At 69.8% G+C, this 18,946-nt stretch carries 20 protein-coding genes; 8 read left to right on the top strand and 12 right to left on the bottom strand.

The window, feature by feature from the left end:
- Positions 1-19: 19 nt before the first annotated feature.
- From ABZW60_RS29800 to ABZW60_RS29770, 7 genes are read right to left on the bottom strand one after another with little or no spacing between them, the layout of a single operon-like run.
- Complete coding sequence (locus tag ABZW60_RS29800; protein WP_355482394.1) at positions 20-604, bottom strand: hypothetical protein; 585 nt, start codon at positions 602-604, stop codon at positions 20-22.
- Entirely contained in the window at positions 601-2,601 is a 2,001-nt protein-coding gene (locus ABZW60_RS29795; protein WP_355482392.1) for a hypothetical protein, read from the bottom strand. The genes ABZW60_RS29800 and ABZW60_RS29795 overlap by 4 nt, the downstream gene beginning before the upstream one ends.
- Positions 2,601-4,310, bottom strand: coding sequence for a heparinase II/III family protein (locus ABZW60_RS29790; RefSeq protein ID WP_355482390.1), 1,710 nt, complete (start codon positions 4,308-4,310; stop codon positions 2,601-2,603). The genes ABZW60_RS29795 and ABZW60_RS29790 overlap by 1 nt, the downstream gene beginning before the upstream one ends.
- On the bottom strand, positions 4,298-5,062 hold the full coding sequence (locus tag ABZW60_RS29785; protein ID WP_355482388.1) for an SDR family oxidoreductase: 765 nt from the start codon (positions 5,060-5,062) through the stop codon (positions 4,298-4,300). Before ABZW60_RS29785 ends, ABZW60_RS29790 begins: the two co-directional genes overlap by 13 nt.
- 23 nt (positions 5,063-5,085) lie before the next feature.
- On the bottom strand, positions 5,086-5,967 hold the full coding sequence (locus ABZW60_RS29780; protein ID WP_355482386.1) for a carbohydrate ABC transporter permease: 882 nt from the start codon (positions 5,965-5,967) through the stop codon (positions 5,086-5,088).
- Complete coding sequence (locus ABZW60_RS29775) at positions 5,954-6,907, bottom strand: sugar ABC transporter permease (RefSeq protein WP_355482384.1); 954 nt, start codon at positions 6,905-6,907, stop codon at positions 5,954-5,956. Before ABZW60_RS29775 ends, ABZW60_RS29780 begins: the two co-directional genes overlap by 14 nt.
- Entirely contained in the window at positions 6,904-8,190 is a 1,287-nt protein-coding gene (locus ABZW60_RS29770; protein ID WP_355482382.1) for an extracellular solute-binding protein, read from the bottom strand. Before ABZW60_RS29770 ends, ABZW60_RS29775 begins: the two co-directional genes overlap by 4 nt.
- Before the next feature lie 222 nt (positions 8,191-8,412).
- Here ABZW60_RS29770 and ABZW60_RS29765 point away from each other — a divergent pair, with 222 nt between their 5' ends.
- The gene (locus ABZW60_RS29765; protein ID WP_355482380.1) at positions 8,413-9,480 is read left to right on the top strand and encodes a LacI family DNA-binding transcriptional regulator; all 1,068 of its coding nucleotides are present in this window, start codon (positions 8,413-8,415) and stop codon (positions 9,478-9,480) included.
- A 103-nt stretch (positions 9,481-9,583) separates the two neighbouring features.
- Positions 9,584-10,390, top strand: coding sequence for a TrmH family RNA methyltransferase (locus tag ABZW60_RS29760; protein ID WP_355482379.1), 807 nt, complete (start codon positions 9,584-9,586; stop codon positions 10,388-10,390).
- Here the strand turns inward: ABZW60_RS29760 and ABZW60_RS29755 are convergent.
- On the bottom strand, positions 10,373-11,167 hold the full coding sequence (locus tag ABZW60_RS29755; RefSeq protein ID WP_355482377.1) for a methyltransferase domain-containing protein: 795 nt from the start codon (positions 11,165-11,167) through the stop codon (positions 10,373-10,375). The two genes, ABZW60_RS29760 and ABZW60_RS29755, sit on opposite strands and share 18 nt — an antisense overlap.
- A gap of 168 nt (positions 11,168-11,335) precedes the next feature.
- Between ABZW60_RS29755 and ABZW60_RS29750 the strand changes: the two genes are divergently transcribed.
- Complete coding sequence (locus ABZW60_RS29750) at positions 11,336-11,632, top strand: antibiotic biosynthesis monooxygenase (protein ID WP_355482375.1); 297 nt, start codon at positions 11,336-11,338, stop codon at positions 11,630-11,632.
- Positions 11,629-12,363, top strand: a complete 735-nt coding sequence (locus tag ABZW60_RS29745) for an isocitrate lyase/phosphoenolpyruvate mutase family protein (protein WP_355482373.1) — start codon at positions 11,629-11,631, stop codon at positions 12,361-12,363. The genes ABZW60_RS29750 and ABZW60_RS29745 overlap by 4 nt, the downstream gene beginning before the upstream one ends.
- On the opposite strand, the gene ABZW60_RS29740 is transcribed toward ABZW60_RS29745, so the two are convergent.
- Positions 12,360-13,616 (bottom strand): AlkA N-terminal domain-containing protein, encoded by a 1,257-nt coding sequence (locus tag ABZW60_RS29740; RefSeq protein WP_355482371.1) that lies wholly within the window; start codon positions 13,614-13,616, stop codon positions 12,360-12,362. The genes ABZW60_RS29745 and ABZW60_RS29740 overlap by 4 nt on opposite strands.
- A gap of 84 nt (positions 13,617-13,700) precedes the next feature.
- Here ABZW60_RS29740 and ABZW60_RS29735 point away from each other — a divergent pair, with 84 nt between their 5' ends.
- From ABZW60_RS29735 to ABZW60_RS29725, 3 genes are all read left to right on the top strand, one after another.
- Positions 13,701-14,243, top strand: coding sequence for an AAA family ATPase (locus ABZW60_RS29735; protein WP_355482369.1), 543 nt, complete (start codon positions 13,701-13,703; stop codon positions 14,241-14,243).
- A gap of 121 nt (positions 14,244-14,364) precedes the next feature.
- Positions 14,365-15,048 (top strand): RraA family protein, encoded by a 684-nt coding sequence (locus tag ABZW60_RS29730; RefSeq protein WP_355482367.1) that lies wholly within the window; start codon positions 14,365-14,367, stop codon positions 15,046-15,048.
- Entirely contained in the window at positions 15,045-15,827 is a 783-nt protein-coding gene (locus ABZW60_RS29725; protein WP_355482365.1) for an aldo/keto reductase, read from the top strand. The genes ABZW60_RS29730 and ABZW60_RS29725 overlap by 4 nt, the downstream gene beginning before the upstream one ends.
- A gap of 22 nt (positions 15,828-15,849) precedes the next feature.
- Here the strand turns inward: ABZW60_RS29725 and ABZW60_RS29720 are convergent, their stop codons facing one another.
- Positions 15,850-16,734: an LLM class flavin-dependent oxidoreductase gene (locus tag ABZW60_RS29720; protein ID WP_355482363.1), complete on the bottom strand. Its 885-nt coding sequence runs from the start codon at positions 16,732-16,734 to the stop codon at positions 15,850-15,852.
- Positions 16,735-16,828: 94 nt separating this feature from the next.
- On the opposite strand from ABZW60_RS29720, the gene ABZW60_RS29715 reads away from it, so the two are divergent.
- Complete coding sequence (locus ABZW60_RS29715; RefSeq protein ID WP_355482361.1) at positions 16,829-17,245, top strand: MarR family transcriptional regulator; 417 nt, start codon at positions 16,829-16,831, stop codon at positions 17,243-17,245.
- Positions 17,246-17,252: 7 nt separating this feature from the next.
- On the opposite strand, the gene ABZW60_RS29710 is transcribed toward ABZW60_RS29715, so the two are convergent.
- Positions 17,253-17,765 carry a YciI family protein gene (locus ABZW60_RS29710; RefSeq protein WP_355482359.1) on the bottom strand — a complete coding sequence of 171 codons (513 nt, stop codon included), beginning with the start codon at positions 17,763-17,765 and terminating at the stop codon, positions 17,253-17,255.
- A gap of 46 nt (positions 17,766-17,811) precedes the next feature.
- Positions 17,812-18,903 (bottom strand): hypothetical protein, encoded by a 1,092-nt coding sequence (locus ABZW60_RS29705; RefSeq protein WP_355482357.1) that lies wholly within the window; start codon positions 18,901-18,903, stop codon positions 17,812-17,814.
- Positions 18,904-18,946 lie beyond the last annotated feature (43 nt).

Genomic DNA, 18,946 nt, shown 5'->3' with positions numbered 1-18,946 from the left:
CTGAGTGGGCGGTTGCTGCCTATGAGCGGTCGGCGACGAGCAGGCCGACCAGAACCGGAACTGTGGTGCCGAGGAGCAAGGGACCTGCTGGTACCGGAAGTGAGAAGACCGGTGCGGCGACGGCGGCACCGAGGAGTGCGGTACCGCGCGGAACGGAGGTGAAGGCCAGACGGAACGCCGTACGACGCCAGTCGGCGGCCGATCCGGACGGGTCGCGGCCGGCGGCGACCGCGAGCGCGACGTGATAGGTGACCGCGGCGGCGACCAGGCCGACGTGGATCATGAACAAGGTCAGGACGAGCGGTCCGGATCGGCCGGACAGGAACGACAAGTTGCTGGCGGCAATCACTGCGGTGATCGTCATCAGCACCGAGTGCGGGAGCAGCGGGCGCCAGTACGTGCGCCATCCGGCGAACACACCGGTGAAGCATCGCGTGTCGCCGTCGGTCCGCCACCGGTTGAGGGCGAAGCCGACCGCCGCCAGCGCGGGCAGCCACGTCACGATCCCGAGGCACAGGATCGTGAAGGCCGCGCCGGCCATCGCCGGACTCGCGATCCAGCCGAGCCAGTCGAGTGCGCGCCGGCCGAGCCCTCCCCCGGTCATACCGTGATCCGCCCGTCCGCGGTCTGGATGACGGCCCGGAACCCGACGCCGGCCCCATCGGCCGGCCGGGATCGCCCGCCCGCTCGGAGCATCGCGTCGCCGGAGATCGCGCCGGAACTGGTGATCGCCTCGACTTCGGCGCCCTCGATCGTGCCGTCGTCGTCCGCGAGCAGCACGGTCTCGTCGGCGAAGGCGACACCGTGGCCGCGGGTGAGATCGAGGCGGCGGGCGGTCGGCGGCGCCGGATGCAGAGCGGACGTGGGTTCGATGGTCGTGAGAAGAGTGGCGGTCGTCGCCTGGTGCGCAGTGGCTCGGAGCGTGTGCAGGGTGCGGGTCAAGCGGAGGCTGGGGGTGCTGGACGTCGGGTTGGCCTCGACCTCGGTCACCGCGGACTCCACGGTCAGCGGCGTGTGGATCCGGACCCAGGCCTGCGCGGATCCCGACCGCAGCGCGATCTCGTCGCCGTACTCGATCGGCCAGTCGGCATGCAGCAGGAGCGTCCAGTCGCGCGGGGACTCGGCCGCGCACCGATCCAGCAGGACGAGCCGGCCGGCGGGTGTGAAGACGAGAGTCCGGTCGAGTCGGGTGATGCCCAGCTCGGGCGGATACATCGCCGCGATCTGCGCCGTCGCGTGTGCCACGCCGTCGACCGCGTGCACGTCGACCATGCGCGCCTGGCGTTCGTACGGGATCCCTTTGTAGACGTGGTACCGGTCCTCGTCGGCGTACCCGAGGCCGTCGACCAGGATCAGGTTGTGGTCGCCGGCGCGCTTACGGTTGCTGTATCCCTCGTCGACGGCCAGGAACGCGCCGCGCGACGTGAGCACGAACGACCCCGCGTCGGGATGATGGTGGCCGGCGCTCAACGTGTCCCACCCGCGCTCGCGGTCCAGCCGGTGCGACGTCTCCCACGCCTGATGGCCACCGCCCGGCGCGGCCTTGAACGACACCATCGTCGCCTCGTCGTCCCAGCCGGTCCGGGCCGTGACCAGGCCGAGGTCCGGAAAGTACGCGGACAACGACGTGTTCTTCGCGGGATCGACCGGCGGCAGCGAGTCGTCGTACCAGAGCAGCTCGAGGTACGCCTCCGGCATCACGCCGGGTTTCACGCCGCTCGCGTACGCCTCCCGCCAGAAGAACCGTTCGGACACGAGATCCGCCAGCCACTGCGCCTCGCCGATCCGGTACGCGGAGGCGAGTTTCCGGTACAGCGCGACGCTGTGTCCGCTGCGCCGGTCGTGGCAGTCGCCGTGGTCGATGTTCTCCTCGAAGCCCGGCGCACACTGCTGCAGCCGGTAGGAAAACGTGTTCGCGAGGAACCGGCAGCGCTGCCACCAGTCGAGCCCTTCGCGGTCCTGGAGCAGGTCCAGGTACGTCGCCAGCCACGGAACGCCGTACCGCCAGTAGACGACGCCCTCCATGTCCGACCCGTCGGCCGGCAGCAACTCGACGACCGTGTCGAAGTTCTGCTTGGCGCGTTCCGTCCATTCCGTGCGGCCCAGGGCGTAACCGGCCGCGGCGAGCCCGGTGTAGCAGATCCAGTTGTGGTTCTGCCAGTACGACGAGCTCCACCACGAGCCCTCGGTCTCCACGGCGAACTCGTACAACTGCGAGCCCTGGAGCTCGAGCTTGGCGCGCAGGTCGCCGGCCAGGGCGAAGTCGTCGCCGAGCCAGGTGAAGGCGAGGGACAATCCGTGCAGCAACCATCCGGCGTCGAGGTCGTGGTCCGGGAGGTGGGCCTTGCCCCAGTGCGGGAAGTTGATCGCGGCGGAGATCCAGCGTTCCGCCTCGGCGCGGTAGCCCTCGTTCCCGGTCAAGCGGTGGGCGAGCGCGAGGTTCGCGGCGGCCGGCCCGAAGAACGTGATGCTCGCGGACGGGTGCTCGGTCGGCGGGGTCTGCGTCCGGTACCAGTCGCACTGCTCGCGCAACCGCCGCCACTGCGCGGCGTACCGCCCGTCGAGGCCGGCGCGCATCTCGTCGATGCGATCGTCGAACATCACTGTCCTCCGATCGGATGCTCGTGTCCGTCGACCGTGATCACGTCGCCGACCAACCGCACGTCGAGCGGCGTGGTCGAGTAGACGGAGCAGTACGTCGCGGTCGCGCCGACAACCGTCCAGTCGATCCAGGTCCTGGTCCGCTGCGGATCGTCGGCCGGACCGGGACCTGGGCGGGTCACGGGTACGGCGTCGGAGAGGTGGTAGCCGTACAGCGTTTCGTTGCCGGCCCAGGTCGTCCGTACTGCGTCCGGCCCGACCTCCACGGTCAGGTCGACGTCGGGGCGGAACTGCAGCACGATCTCGCGTTCGCGATCCGCCGTGACCCGGACGACGTCCACCAGATAGCTGTTTCCGGAAACGAGTTTCCGGGTCGCGCGGACACCGTCGTACCAGCCGTCGACCGCGGCCGTCACCGAGTCGGCGTCGGAGGTCAGCTCGCCGGTCGCCTCCGCCGGTTCGAGCCCGTCGACGCGGATCGTCGGATGGGCGGCGGCGGACTTGTAGTGCGCGCGCCACTGGGCATGGCCGTAGGGCACCTGACCGGGGTCGGGTTGCCAGGGGGTGGTGGCGCCGTACAGGTAGAGCGCGAGCTTGTCGTGGTGCCCGTGGGAACCGCCGTGCGGGCCGTGGTCGAGGATCGCGTGCAGACCAGGCACCCGAATCACCGCGTAGGTAGATCCCACGGATCGTGCGACCCGGGCCGGATTCGCGGTGCGAGGTGGGGCGTCGAACCAGTTGGTGAGTTCGTCCTCGAGGCCGTCGTAGTCGGGACCCGCCTCCGCGCGAGCTCGGTTGGCCACGGACTCCAGGCCGTGAGCGGTGGTGAACTGGCGAGCAAGGGATGCGATTTCCAGCCACTCCAGCGCCAGTGGTGCGCGGAGGTACGGGCCGTCGTGGAGAGCCGGAAGGATGCCGCCGTCGGTCGCGATCGACGCCAGCGCCGCGATCATCCGCTCCAGACGATCCGGCACGAGCGACGGGTCGTAGCCGCGCAGGCTCAACAGATACGCCCGCAGGACGAAGCCGTGGTAGTACGTGCTTCCTTCCCACTCCCAGCCGTCCTCGCCAGTCGCGACCTCCAGGTGGGCGAACTGGCCGTACTCACCGGTCAGCCACTCGTCGGCGCCGGACCACTTCTCTTCCCGGACGGCGGCAGCCGCCTGGCCGGCCGTCGTCCCGAGAGCGTTGAACCAGGCCGTGTAGTTCGAGGAGAACTTGTCCTGGGCAATCATCGCGTCGCGGGCCCGCCGTGCGCCGGCGACCATGTCGTCGAGCATCGGGAGCGTCTCCCCCAGCTCGGCGCGACCGGCCAGGTTCAGGATCGAATGGGCGATCGGCACACCCCACACCGCGTCGGTCAGCGCCTGGTGGAACAGCCGGCCGCGCTGCATCCAGCCCTGCGCCTCCTCGTGCTCCCCGGCTTTCGTGAGGTCGGCGTACAACCGCGCGTACGACGTGAGCAGGTCGGCCCCGCCCCCGTCGTACGAGAGCAGCCGGATCCGCCGCGCCCAGAAGTGATGGGCGAGGACCGTCCACGCGCCGCGCACCGCGGGGGTGTCGACCCGGCAACCGTAGGAACACGGAACGCCGCCCTCCGGAAACTTTCCGGACTCGAATCCGACGTGCGCCAGCTCGACACCGTGTGCGGGACACACGTACTCGTGCCACCAGCCGCCGCGTTCCGTCGGCGGGCTCAACGCGGCCACGTGCCACCGTCGATGTCGATGGTGATACCGGTCAGGTACCCGGACGCCGGCAGCGCGAGGAACCGGACCGCGTTCGCGACGTCCTCCACCTGGCCGGCGCGGCCGATCGGCGTACCGGCGACCATGTTCGTCTGCGCCTGGGCGGTGGAAAACGTGTTATGAAACGCCGTGTCCGCGATGTATCCGGGCGCGACCGCGTTGACCGTGATCCCGCGCGGCCCGAGCTCCTTCGCCAGGCCCTTGGTGAAGCCGCGGATGCCGGCCTTCGCCGCCGCGTAGATCACCGAGCCGGGACCGCCGCCGTTGTGCGCGGCGAGCGAGGCCATCGTGACGACCCGCGGGTTCGCGGACTGGGCGAGGTGCGGGATCGCCGCCCGCGTGGTCCGGAACGTCGCGCCCAGGTTCACGTCCACCACCTGCTGGTAGTGCTCGTCGGTCATCTCCTCGACCGCGACCCGCCCGATCAGGTGCCCGGCGTTGCAGACCAGTACGTCGAGACCGCCGAGGAAACCGACCGTTTCGTCGAGCAGCCGGTCGACGTCCGCGGTCGACGTCACGTCGGCCCCGACCGCGATCGCCTTCCGGCCGAGGTCCTCGATGGCGGACACGGTCTGCGCGGCCGCGTCGGCGGACTTTCCGTAGTGCACCACCACGTCGGCGCCGGCCGCCGCCAGGCCGAGCGCGATCCCGCGGCCGATGCCGTGCCCGGCACCGGTCACCAGCGCGCGCGTCCCGTGCAGTTCCCCGGTCATAGAAACAGTCCTTCCGTCGATTGTCATTTGATGCCCGCGGTCGCGAAACCTTGGACGAAGTAGCGCTGCCCGATCAGGAACAGCACCACCATCGGCACGGTGGCCAGCGTGGTACCGGCCATCAGGAACGCCCACTGCGTGTCGTTCTCGGTGCGGAACACCGACAGCCCGACCTGGATCACCCGCAGGCTGTCGCTCTTGGTCACCAGCAGCGGCCAGAGGAAGTTGTTCCACGACCCCTCGAAGGTGAGCAGCGCGACGGTGATGAACGCGGGTTTCACCAGCGGCGTCATGATCCGCGCGTAGATGCCGAGCTCGCCGAGACCGTCCAGCCGGGCGGCCTCCTCCAGCTCCACCGGCAGGTCCAGGTAGAACTGCCGGAACAGGAACACCGAGAACGGGCTCACGGCGCCCGGGATGATCAGCGCCCACCAGGTGTCCAGCCACCCGGTGCCGCCCTGCCCCATGATGTCGTTGCCGCCGAACAGCGGCATGAACCGCACGATCAGGAACTCCGGCAGGATCTTGGTGTACGTCGGGATCATCAGCGCCCCGACGAAGCCGAGGAAGATCAGCGAACTCCCCCGGAACCGCAACCGCGCCAGTGCGTACCCGGCCATCGACGCGATCAGCACGTTCAGCACGGTGTGGCTGACGGCGATCACGAAGCTGTTCCGCGCGTACGTCGCGAACGGCGCCGCCCGCAGCGCGTCGGCGTAGTTGCCGAAGGCCCATTCCGTCGGGAACAACCGGGGCGGGACCGCGGCGATGTCGCCAGGGGTCTTCACCGAGGTCAGCAGCATCCAGACGAACGGCACGATCATCACGACGGAGATCGCGGTCAGCATCAGGTAGAGCGCGATCCGGCCGCTCCGGGCCCGCCTCGAGGTCTCAACGGGTGGCACGGTCACCTCCGGTGATCCGCCGGTTCAGCAGGGTCAGGAACAGCAGCAGTGCGAACAGCACCAGGCTCTGCGCGCACGCGTACCCCATCCGGAACTCCCGGAACGCGGACTTGTAGATCTCATAGGTCATCATCGTCGTGCTGTTCGCCGGCCCGCCGTCGGTCAGGATGTACACCTGGTCGAAGGACTGGAACGCGCCGATCACCGACGTGACGAAGACGAAGAACGTCGCCGGCCGCAGCAGCGGCAGGGTCAGGCTGAAGAACTGCCGGACCTTCGAGGCGCCGTCCACCGACGCCGCCTCGTAGAGATCGGTCGGCAGGCTCTGCAGCGCGGCCAGGTAGATGAGCATCTTCAGGCCGATCCCCTGCCAGATCCCGACCACGATCACGGCCGGCATCGCCCAGTCGGTCGAGGACAGCCAGGCCGGGCCGTCCAGCCCGAGGAACGACAGGACGGCGTTGGCGAGACCGCTGCGCGGGTCGTAGATCCACAACCAGACCAGCGCCACCGCGATCGTCGCGGTCACCTGCGGGATGAAGATCGCGGTCCGGAAGATCGCCCGCCCGGCCAGCCGGGTGTTCAGCATCAGCGCGATCAGCAGCGCGATCGCCATCGCCACCGGCACAGTGAAGAACGTGTAGATGCTGGTGTTCAGCACGGCGCGCCGGAAAACGCTGTCGGAAACCAGGTCGCGGAAGTTTTCCAGCCCGACGAACCGCGGCGGCGTCAGCACGTCGTACGACGTGAAACTCAGCACGCTCGCGGCGACCAGCGGGATGCCGATCCAGATCAGCGCGTGCAGCACGGCCGGCGCGACCATCAGCAGGCCGGCGCGGCGGCGGGCGCGCGACAGACCCCGGCGCCGGGGCGGGGCAGCGGAGGGTCCGGGCGCGGCTGCCCGCACCCGGTCCCGCGTCGAGACCAATGTTCCGCTCACAGCCGCGAGATCGCTTCCTTGCTCAGGTTCGCGAGCTCGTCGATCGCTTCCTTGGCGGTCCGCTTGCCGACCACGGCGGTCTCCAGCGTGGTCTTGATCTTCTCCCGGATCTCCATCCAGGCGGCCGTGCCGCCCTCCGAGCGGGCCTTGCTCATGTTGTCCAGGGCAAGCTTCACGAAACCGTTGTTCTTCACGTACTCCGAGGTCCGCAGGTCCTGGACGCCGGGCACGGAACCGCGTTGTTCCGCGGTCGGCAGGATCGATTCCGGCGTACCCATGAACTCGACCAGCGCCTGGGCCGCGGCGGCGTGCTTCGACGAGGCCGATCGCGCCACCATGGTGCCGCCCTGCAGCATCGCGGGCACCTTGTTGGCCAGGATGAACGCGCCGACCTTGTCCTCCTTGAGCAGCTCCGGGTTCTGCTTCTTGAGCTGCACCCAGAGCGAGTTGTTCGACATCATCATCGCGGAGCGTCCCTGCTGCAGGGTGGTCGGCTGACCGGCCGACGACTTGAACGAGTAGTCGGCGGACTTGTCCTTGATCACGTCGAGGAACAGTTGCAGCGCCTCGACACCGCGCTCGTCGTTGAACTTGACCTGCTGCCCGGCCTCGTCGAACAGGTTGCCGTCGTTGGCGAACAGGAACGTCTCCCAGCACTGCCGCAGATCGATCGAGAACGGGTCGAACCCGACCCGGGTGAGCTTGCCGGAGCCGTCACGACGGGCCAGCTCCTTGGACATCTCGCGCAGCTCGGCCCAGTCCTTCGGCGGCGCGGTGATCCCGGCCTCGGCGAACAGGTCCTTGCGGTAGGTGACGATCCGGGTGTCCAGGACCATCGGCAGCGCGTACAGCTTGCCGTCGAACCGCGACGGTTCGAGGACGCGGTCCTCGTAGTCGTACCGCTTGGCGAGGTCGTCGGGCAGCGGCGCGAGCACCTTCTTGTGCGCGAACGGAGGGATCCAGCCGACGCCGAGCATCACGACGTCCGGCATCAGACCGCCGGCCAGGCTGGTGGTGATCTTCTCGTTCAGAGCGGCGTACGTCGTGTAGTCGACCTTGACCGTGACGTTCGGGTTCTTCTGCTTGAAGGCCGGCAGCAGCTTGCCCTCCAGCAGCGTCTTGCCGGTGCTGCCCTCGAACAGCGGGGTGAGCAGGCTGATCTCGCCCTCGACGGGTCCGTCGGCGGCTGCCTGGTTGGTGCCGCCCGACGCGGAGCACCCCGTGGCCGCGGCGACGGCGCCGAGCCCGAGGGCGGTCAGGACTGATCTGCGGGTGTACTCCATGGCGCGCCTTTCGTGGTGCTGCGGAAGAGGAGTGGTGCAACGATCTACCAGCCGGAGCGGCGCAGCTGTGCGAGGCCGGTGCAACGATGCACCGCATGCTAGGAACGGATTTCGCAGCACGTCAAGAGGTGGGCACCAACGAACTGCGGCTGGACTTTCGCCGGAAACTGATGCATCGTTGCACTGCGATACGGCAACACCACGGGGTGACAGAATGCGCGGGTGGGCGGTGAATTGAGAACTGGCGAGGTGACGATCCAGCAGGTCGCGACCGAGGCGGGCGTCTCGCCGAGCACGGTGTCGAACCTGCTCAACGGGCGCAACCACCGGATGCTGCCCGAGACCCGACAGCGGATCGAGCGCGCGATCGACAAGCTCGGCTACCGGCCGAACCGGGCCGCCCGGCAGCTGCGGACCGGCCGGAACACCACGATCGGGCTCGTCGTCCCGTCGGTGGGCAACCCGTTCTGGGGGGCGCTCGCGCGGCACCTGGAGTCCGCGGCGCTGGCCGAGGGGTACCACGTGCTGCTCTGCAACTCCGAGCGCGATCCCCGCCGCGAGCGCGACTACGTCGACGAGCTGTGGGCCGACGGCGTCCACGGCGTCGTGCTGTGCTCGTCGCTGCCGTCGCTCGAGCACGTGATGCCGCTGGTCGAGCGCGGGCTGCAGCTGGTCGCGTTCGACCGGACGTCGCAGGCCGGGGACCCGGCGTCGCTGGTCAGCATCAGCGTCGACAACGCGATCGGCAGCCAGCTCGCCGCGCAGCACCTCACCGATCTCGGGCACCGCCGGCTCGCGTTCGTGTCCGGCGCGCTGGCGAGCGTCAACCGCAAGGAGCGGTACCGCGGGTTCACGGCCGCGCTCGAGCAGGCGGGGATCGATCCCGCAACGTCGGTGCGCGCGCCGGTCAAGGGCGATGCGGACGACTTCGGTGACGTCGAGGCGTCCGAGCTCGGCCGCGCCGCCGCGGCTGAACTGCTGGCGCTGGAAGACCCGCCGACCGGGATCGTCGCGATCAACGACATGTGCGCGCTCGGCGTCTGCCGCGGGCTGCGCGACGGCGGGCTCGAAGTGGGCAAGGACGTCTCGGTGGTCGGGTTCGACGACATCGTTCTCGCGGACCTGTACGCGCCGACACTGACCACGGTCCGGCAGCCGATGAAGGAGATGGCCGCCGCCGCGTTCACCCAGCTCCGGTCCCGGCTCGACGACTCCGGACCGACGCAGGGCCAGTCATTGCTGTTCCGTCCGGAACTCATCGTCCGAGAGTCAACCGCACCGCCGGCCTGAGGACGCCGGTCGGCCCAGCCGTCTGTCGCGAGTACCCCGCCGGGCTGAGCCTCGAGCGCCGCAGGCGCGTGTCGCCGGCAGGTCGTCGTCGTAGGGTGGGGCGGTGCAACGGATTTCCTCGCGGAACGCCCGGTTCCAGGTGTGGCAGGCGTCGCTGACCAATCGCACCAAGCGGCAGCGGTCCGGCGAGTTCCTGGTGCAGGGCGTCCGCCCGATTTCAGTTGCCGTCGACAACGGCTGGCCGGTGCGTACGGTCATCACCGACGCGTCCCGCCCGCTGTCCCGCTGGGCGTCCGACCTGCTGCGGCGGCTGCCTGACGTGGAGCGGGTGGCGATGGCGCCGGAGCTGCTGGCCGAGCTCGGCGAGAAGGACGATCCCGAGGTGATCGCCGTCCTGGAGCTCCCGGCCGACGATCTCGACCGGATCCCGGTCGGGCCGGAGTTCCTCGGCGTCGTCTTCGACCGGCCGACCGGGCCGGGCAACATCGGGTCGATCATCCGGTCCGCCGACGCGTTCGGCGCCGACGGCGTGATCGTGACCGGGCACGCGGCCGATGTCTACGACCCGAAGGCGGTGCGCGCGACGACGGGATCGCTGTTCGCGGTCCCCGCCGTCCGCGTGCCGTCGCATCGCGAGGTCCTCGACTGGGTACGCCGGTCCGCGGCGCCCGTCGTCGTAGTCGGCACCGACGAGCACGGGCCGACCGACGTCTACGACTTCGACTTCACCCAGCCGGTGCTGCTGCTGATCGGGAACGAGACCGCCGGCCTGAGTACGGCATGGAAGGAAGCGGCCGACCACCTGGTCCGGATCCCGATCACCGGATCGGCCAGCTCCCTGAACGCCGCCAACGCCGCGACCGCCGTCCTCTACGAGATCTCCCGCCAGCGCTCACGCCCGGCACAGTAGTTCGCCGTGCAGGATCGAGATCGTCGCGTCGGGCGTGTCCGTCCAGGTCCGCCAGGCGTCTGAGATCGCAGTCAGCGTCTCCTCCGGTACGCCGGATGCGCGCGCCTGGTCCGCGAGCGCCGACTTGAGGATGCGGTCGGCCCACATCCCGCCCCAGAACGCACGATCCTCGGGGTTCGTGAACGCCCAGGTCGACGTGGTCGCCTCGACGTTCTCGAAGCCGGCCGCGAGGGCCCAGGACAGCAGGCGCCGGCCCGCGTCCGGCTCGCCGCTGTTGGCGCGCGCCATCCGCTGGTAGAGCGCCATCCACTCGTCCAGCTCGGGCAGCTGCGGGTACCAGACGAACCCGTGATAGTCGGAGTCGCGGACCGCGACGGTGCCGCCGGGCTTGCAGACGCGACGCATCTCCCGCAACGCCTGCACCGGGTCGGCCACGTGCTGCAGGACCTGGTGCGCGTGGACGACGTCGTACGTGTCGTCCGGCAGGTCGAGGGCGTGGACGTCGCCGACGACGAACTCGACGTCGAGCTCCAGGTCCTCGAACGCGGCTCTGGTGAGGCCGAGCGCGGCGGCGTTCGCCTCCAGCGCCGTCGTCCGGCCGGGCTCGACCAGGCGGGCCAGATCGGCGGTGATGGTGCCGGGGCCGGCGCCGACATCGAGCAGCGACATCCCGGGCCGCAGATGCGGAAGCAGATAGCCGGCCGAGTTCTCCGCGGTCCGCCAGCTGTGCGACCGCAGCACCGACTCGTGATGTCCGTGCGTGTACACGTTGTTCATGCCAGGCTCCTTCGCCCTCGCCGATCATCTTCCACGCTAATCCAGAATCTTGCTGAATGAGACATATCGTCTTGTGATTCGAGATGACGTTCATGACCGAATATGGCCAGACCGGACCGACCCGGACGCGCGAACCTTGCAGTACTTCGCAACCGAGGGAGGAATCCGATGCTGGCAAAGGTGTTTCCGATCAAGCTGAAGGACGGCAACCAGGCCGCCGCCGAGGCGATCGTGCAGGAGTTCGCGCCGCAGGGGCCGGGCGCCGAGGAGGGCACGTTGTCGTTCCGCGTGTACCGCGACCCGGCGACGCCCGACTACCTGTTGTTCGTCGAGCACTTCGCGGACCAGGCGGCGTACGACGCGCACACCGGGTCGGCGGCGTACAAGGAACTGATCGCGGGCCGGTTCGCCGGGCTGATCGTCGACTTCGTCGAGGTCGACCACGAACTGCTGGTCAGCCTGTGAACGACCTGGCGCGGCGGTTGCGGGAACTGCACGGGCAGCCGCCGCTGGTGCTGCCGAACGCGTGGGACGCCGGCTCGGCGCGGGCGATCGAGGCCGCGGGCGCCACGGCGATCGCCACGACGAGCACGGGTGTCGCCTGGGCGTTCGGCGTGGACGATGCGGGCGAGCTGACGCAGTCGGCAGCGCTCACGATGATCCGCGCGGTGTGCGCGGCGGTCTCGGTCCCGGTGACGGTCGACATCGAGGCAGGGTACGGCGATGTCGCGGGCACCGTCACCGCCGTACTCGAGGCAGGTGCCGTCGGCATCAATCTCGAGGACAGCACGGAACGGGTCCTCGACGAACCGGAGGTCCACGCGGAACGCATCAGGGCGGCCCGCGCTGTCGACGCCGAACTGGTGATCAACGCGCGGACCGACACGTATCTGTTCGGCGACCGGACCGGGACGATCGAGCGGGCGAAACGGTACGCCGACGCCGGCGCGGACGTGCTGTTCGTACCGGGTGTGGTCGACCTGCCGACGATCGCCGAGCTCGTCCGGGACTCGCCGCTGCCGCTCAACGTGATGGCGGGCCCGGGGGCGCCGTCGGTGGCTGAACTCGCGGCGGCCGGGGTGGCGCGGATCAGCGTCGGACCGGCGATCACCAGCGCGGCGTACGCACTCGCGACAGCCGCGGCAAAGGAGCTGCTGACCAGTGGCACCTACGCGGGAATGACGGTCGGCAGCTAGACGAGCTTGTAGACGGCGGCGAGTGAGCGCCAGGGGCGTAGGTGATTGGACTCGCCGTCGAGCGGCCAGGCGTCTCGGGCGCCGAGGCGTAGGGCGATCTCCTGCGCCGCTCGGCTGCTCGTGACGGTCTCCAGCGCCGGGATCAACGTCTCCGAGTCCTCCAGCCTGATGTTGCCGTTGACAACTTCTCGCGCGAACGGCCCGACCAGCTCGGCCGCGGCCAGCGCCTCCGGCCCGGGGAAGGCATGTGTCAGGCCGTGACCGAGCCCGGGCACCGGCACGCCGTACACCTCGACGAGCTTGCGCAGCGCGTCGGTCGCGTCGTCCGGGGCGAGCCGGTCCCGGACGACAGCCTGGACGGCGACCTCGAACGGACCCCACGCCCCGGGCACTCGAACGCCGGGCCGGGCCGTCACCAGCGGCCCGAGCTCCGGATCCGCGGACAGCTGGGCGCAGGCCCGGACCGGCTCGCGGTCGAGCCCGACCAGGCGCGAGGCGCGGTCCACCACATGGATGACGCCCTCCCAGAACGGCAGGTGCGCACGCAGGATCAGGTGGTCGTCGCCGCCCGGCCCGATCTCCAGCAGGCCCGGCTCGCCGTCGATCGAGATCGTCCGCCGGTACACACCGTCCGCGACCGACTCGACCCCCGGGACCGCGTGCGCACCGAGATACGAGCTCATCGCCTCCCAGTCGTACGGCGGGGTGAACGGCAAGCGCAGCACCAGCCCGCCGTCCGCGGTGAGGCGATCGCCGCGGCGGCGCCGGTCGCGCAACTCCCGCGGCGAGGCCCGGAAGATCTCCCGCATCGCCCGGTTGAACTGCCGCAGGCTGCCGAAGCCGGCGGCGAACGCGACCTCCGCGATGCCGAGGTCGGTGTCGTCCAGCAGGCGACGGGCGAAATGCGCGCGCCGTGAACGCGCGAACTGGTCCGGCGTGACCCCCAGATGCTCGTGGAACATCCGCCGCAGGTGTCGCGCCGACACCCCCAGCCGCGCCCCCAACGTCTCCTCACCGGCCTCGTCGAGCAGGCCGGCGATGATCAGCTGCACCGCGCGGCAGACCAGCTCGGGTGTCTCATCCGCGACCGTGCCGGCCACCCGGTACGGCCGGCAGCGCAGGCAGGCGCGATACCCGGCGGCTTCCGCGGCGGCGGGCAGCTCGAAGGTGCTCACGTTTTCCGCGAGCGGCTTGGCCCCGCACCCCGGACGGCAGTAGATCCCCGTCGTCCGCACCGCCGAGTACGTGGTCACGGAACCCACGCTAGAGGCGGCCTCCGACAGTTCATGACACGCGTTTTACACCGAGCGCCCACCGTGACGGCTAAGGTACGGCGGGTGCAGCCGAAACCGATGCTCGTCGTGGTCAGTGGTCCGCCCGGGACCGGCAAGACGACGCTGGCGCACCGGATCGCGACGGCGATCGGCTGCCCGGCGATCTGCCGTGACGAGATCAAAGAAGGCATGGCGCACGCCACACCCGGGTTCGTGCCAGGGCCCGGCGACCCGCTGACGATGCGCACCCTGTCGACGTTCTTCGACGTGATCGGCCTGCTGGTCGGCCGCGGTACGACGGTCGTCGCGGAGGCGGCGTTCCAGGACCGGTTGTGGACGCCCGGACTGAGCCCACTGCTCGGCCGCGCCGACATACGGATCCTGCACTGCACGGTCCCGGCCGAGGTCGCGCTGGAGCGGATCACCGCCCGGACGACCAGCGACCCGCGCCGGGCCGCACACGAGGACAAGCAGATCAGCCCGGACGCGCGGCTCCGCACGCACAACGCGTTCCAGGCGGTCGATCTCCCGGTTCCCTCGCTGACCGTGGACACCACCACGGAGCCACCCCTGGACGAGGTTCTCGCCTTTCTGCGCCGGGAGTGAGGTACCTAACGACAGGAGGTGTCCCCACCGAGCGCCGTTCAGGAGCAGACTGCGAGCGGGGAGGACGGAGCGACCGGCGGAGACCTCCTGTCGCTAGGGCACAACCTGGAGGGTGATGGGCATGCTGGAGCGGTTTGCCGGGTTGACGACGGCGCATGTGGCGGACGCCTGTGTGCGGGCCAAGGTGCCGGTGCGGACGGTGTCGTTGACGGCGGTGACCGGCAGCCGGGTCGCGGGCCGGGTGTTGCCGGCGCAGCACGTCGGAAGTGTCGACGTTTTCCTGGAGGCCTTCGAGTCCGCCGCCGCGGGCGACGTATTGGTCGTCGACAACGGCGGCCGGCGGGACGAGGCCTGCGTCGGCGACCTGGTCGCGCTGGAGGCCGCAGCCGCCGGTGTGGCCGGGATCGTGATCTGGGGACTGCACCGCGACACCGTCGACATCGACGCGATCGGCCTGCCGGTGTTCAGCCTCGGCGCGTTGCCGACCGGTCCGCTGCGGCTCGACCCGCAGCCGGCCAATGCGTTGTCCACGGCAACGATCGGCGAGTGGACGGTGACCCGCGACGACGTCGTCCTCGCGGACGAGGACGGCGCGACCTTCGTACCGGCGGACCGGCTGGAGGAACTGTTCGGGCTGGCCGAATCGATCCGCGACACCGAGCGCCGGCAGGCCGACGAGATCCGGGCCGGGCGGTCGTTGCGCGAGCAGGTGAGCTTCTCGCAGTACCTCGAGCGTCGGGCCGCCGACCCGTCGCTGACGTTCCGGCAGCATCTGCGCGCGGTCCGGGGAGCGATCGAGGAATGACCACCTGGCAGTTGGGTGACGTCACCGTCGGCCGGCTCGGCTTCGGCGCGATGCGGCTCTCGGACCCGGACCGGGCGATCGCCGTACTGCGCCGCGCGGTCGAGCTCGGCGTCAACCACCTCGACACGGCCGCGTTCTACGGGTCCGCGAACGAGCTGATCCGCGCGGCGCTGGCGCCGTACCCGGCCGGGCTCGTCATCGCGACGAAGGTCGGACCGGGGACGGATCCGGAGCGCGGGTTCTACAACGCGACGACGGCCGCGGAACTGCGCGAGCAGGTGGAGACGAACCTCCGCCAGCTCGGCGTCGATCGCCTGGACGTCGTCAACCTGCGGATCACCGGGGACGGCTCGCTCGCCGAACGCTTCGAGTGGCTCGTGGCGCTTCGGGACGAGGGACTGATCCGGCAGCTCGGGGTGTCGAACGTGCAGCTCGGGCATGTCCGGGAAGCGCTCGCGATCGCGCCGGTGGTGTGCGTGCAGAACAGCTACGCCGTCGACCGCCGCGGTGACGAGGACGAGGTGATCCGGTTCTGCGCCGAGCGCGGGATCGCCTATGTCCCCTTCGGATCCATCACCGACGCTTCCACGTCAGCCGCCGTCGAGGCGGTTGCCGCGAGTCACCACGTGACGCCGCAACAGATCCGCCTCGCCTGGACGTTGCACCGCTCCCCCAACATCCTCGCCATTCCGGGCACGGGCAGCGTCCGGCACCTCGAGGAGAACGTCGCCGCAGGTCAGCTCGAACTGTCCGCGACCGACCTCACGTCGCTCGGCTGATCCCCGGCCGGCCTCGGGTCGCTCAGTTGATCGCGGTGCGGATGGCGGGGACGACCTCCTGTGACCAGCGGGAGAGCTGGGTCTCGAACGGGTCGGCGCCGCGCGGAAACAGCGTGAAACCGTTGGCGCCGTGGTTGAGGACCGCGTCGGTGAGCTCCTCGACCCATTGCTCCGGCGAGCCGCCCAGCCAGCGCCCGTCCTCGTTGCGGGTACGACGCAGCGGGGTCGCGGTGATCGCGCCGGGAAAGTTGTAGACGGTCGCCACGTCCGACGGTTTCCGTCCGACCGACAGGGCCGCCTCGTCGATGATCGGCCGGGACCAGCGGTACCGGTCGCTGAGCCAGTCGGCGGCGTGGCCGGGGATCCAGCCGTCGGCGTTCCGTCCGGTCGCGGCCAGCGATTTCGGGCCGTTCGAGCCGGTCCAGATCGGCGGCGCGGGCACGGCCGCCGGGCGGAGCGCGCCGATCGGGTAGTGCTTGGTCGGCACCGGCGTACCGCCGTCGGACAGCGAGTGGACGAGTTGCATCGCCTCTTCGAACGCCTCGACCGCTTCAGCCGGCCGCAACTCCGGGACGCCCATCGTCGTGATCCGGTCCCACGCTCCGCCGGCGCCGAGACCGAGCACGAACCGGCCGCCGGACAGCGCCGACAGCGAGGTCGCCGTCCGGGCGAGAACCGGCGCGGGCCGCAGCGGCAGGTTGGTCACGTTCACGAACGCGGACAGCCGCTCGGTCCGGCCGAGCACGAACGCGATCGCGGCGTACCCGTCGAGCATGTCCGGGACGTACGGATGGTCCGCGAGGCTGACGTGGTCGAGGCCGTCGCGGTCCGCCTGCTGCGCGAGCCGCACGATCGCTCCGGCCTCCCGCACCGCGTCCGGCGAGCCGTATCCGAATCGCACGGTCATGTCGCACTCCTCCAAGTAGTTCGCTGTCCTAACTAGTTGTAGCACGAATCATTCGAACCGCAAACTATTAGGCCAGCGGACTATCATGGGAGGCATGGTGACGACGACGGCCCGGGACACCGACCTCGCGAGCGCGCTGGTGCAGACGATGCACCGGCTGCAGGACGTGCACGCCGAGACCAGCCGCCCGCTCGGCCTCACCCCGCAACAGGCGCACCTGCTCTGCGTGCTGATCGCCGGCCCACTCGGCATGACCGAGCTCAGCCGCATCCTGAGCATCGAACGCTCCAGCCTGACGAGCATGGTCGACCGCCTGGAGCGCCGCACCTTGGTCGCCCGCATCCCGAGCGCCACCGACCGCCGCGCCTGTCAGATCGAGCTGACCCCCGAGGGCCTGTCCTTGGCCCACGACGCCCACAACGCCGTAGTCGACCGCATCAACACCCTGACGGCCGACCTCCCCGCCTCCACCCGCCGAACCCTGGCAACCGCCCTGCAATCCATCATCTGACCGGGACCTACCGGCGGCCACCGAACTCCCAGGGGTGGACTTCGGCGGTGTCGGCGTGGATCAGGGCGGCGGCTGCTTCCTCGGACGACGCTTCCAGGAGGGCGGCTCGGCCGATGTGGGTGTCGCCGTCGAGGAGGTCGCCGTACATGATCAGGTGTTCCGAGGTGAGCGGGCGTGCGGCGTCCTTGGTGAGCACCAGGTAACGGCCCTGCGCGGTCCCGGTGAAGTCCCACATCGTGCGGCCCGGAAAATGATTGCGGAAACGGTGGATCTCCACGGTTTCGAAGGCGCCGGCGCGGTAGTACGGCTCGTCGTACGCGAAGGATCGCGCGGCGTCGTCATCCGGCAGCTCGACGATGTGCAGGCTGCCGGTCGTCCGCTCGCCGTCCGCGGTCAGGGTCGGGCCGCGGGCGATCAGCCCGTCGGCGTACCCGTCCATGAAGGTCCAGTGCGCCTCGTTCAGCGCGACCTTGATCTCGAACCCATCCACCGTGTCCCGGCCGTAGACGAAGTACTCCATAGGCAGACCCTACGGAAGTACCGGGCCGGGACCCGGTGGTGCGGGGTCAGCCGTTCGTGGCGAGGTGGAAGCGGAGGATGGTGTCGTAATCGATGACCTCGACACCGGCGGCGGGAGCGACCGGCTCCTGGGAGGGGACGATCAGGAGGCGGCGCGGGTCGGCGACGTCGACGTCGTACTTCGACTTCACCTGGGAGCGGTTGTCCGGGTCGGTCAGGTACTCGGTGTACCGCGCGAGCTCGGCCGCGCTGTCCTGGACCGGCGTACGGAAAACGCGGCGACGCTTCTTTCCGTTGACCGTGTCGACGACCGGGAGCTCGAGCCGTCCGACGACGTGGCTGCCGTCCGCGCGCTCGAGGATGAAGTCCGGGTGCAGGTCGCCGAGGGCCGGCTGGCGGACCAGCTTGGTCGCGTCGAACGCCGACAGCAGGATGCTCTCGTGCTTGTCCAGGAACTCGTCGACGGTCGAGTCCTGGACGCCGTGCGCGAGGTAGGTGCTCTCGAACGCGTCGGCCTTCAGCACGGCCGCGTCGATCGGCAGGCTGATCGTGCCGACCGGGTCGAGGTGCGGGCGGGAGTTGATGTAGTTCCGCAGGAAATCGAGGTACTTGTCGGCCGGCTCCGAGCGGTGGATCGCCAGTGCGAAGAACACCCAGTGCGCCCGCAGCGAGTCACCGGACGTCTGCACGAGCAGGGCGCGGTCGAAGGTCGAGTAGTTTCCGGGCGCGAACCGCAGCACCTCGTCGGCCGGGCCCACGACCTCTTCGCCGACCATGCTCACGGCCCCGGGGAAGCGCTCGTCCAGCGCCCGCCGGCCGGCCTCGGTCGCGATCGTCGAGTCGTTGAACCAGTTCTGCCCCTGCAGGTTCGCGACGACCGTCCGGCCGTCACCGAGCCCGAAGTACTCCTCGATGCTGCCCACCTTCTGCCGCCGCACCTCGAGCGACCGGTACTCACGGGTCAGCCCGACGAGCTCCAGGATGTTCCAGTCCGGCGTCTCGGTCAGCACCATCATCCGGGGAAACAGCATCGGCCCCGGCAACTCGCTGCGGTGACTCACCGGCAGATGCCCGGCCACTCCCTTGAGGTGCTCCCCCCAGAACTGACCGTTCACCTTCACGAACTCGGTGGGTTTCATCGTTCTCCTCGCTCAGACACTCCGTCGCAACCTTCAACTTCCG

The sequence above is a fragment of the Kribbella sp. NPDC003557 genome (genome assembly GCF_040610805.1).
Taxonomy (GTDB): Bacteria; Actinomycetota; Actinomycetes; order Propionibacteriales; family Kribbellaceae; genus Kribbella.
Note: the sequence above shows the minus strand (reverse complement) of the source record. Positions and strands in the feature narration are given on the sequence as shown.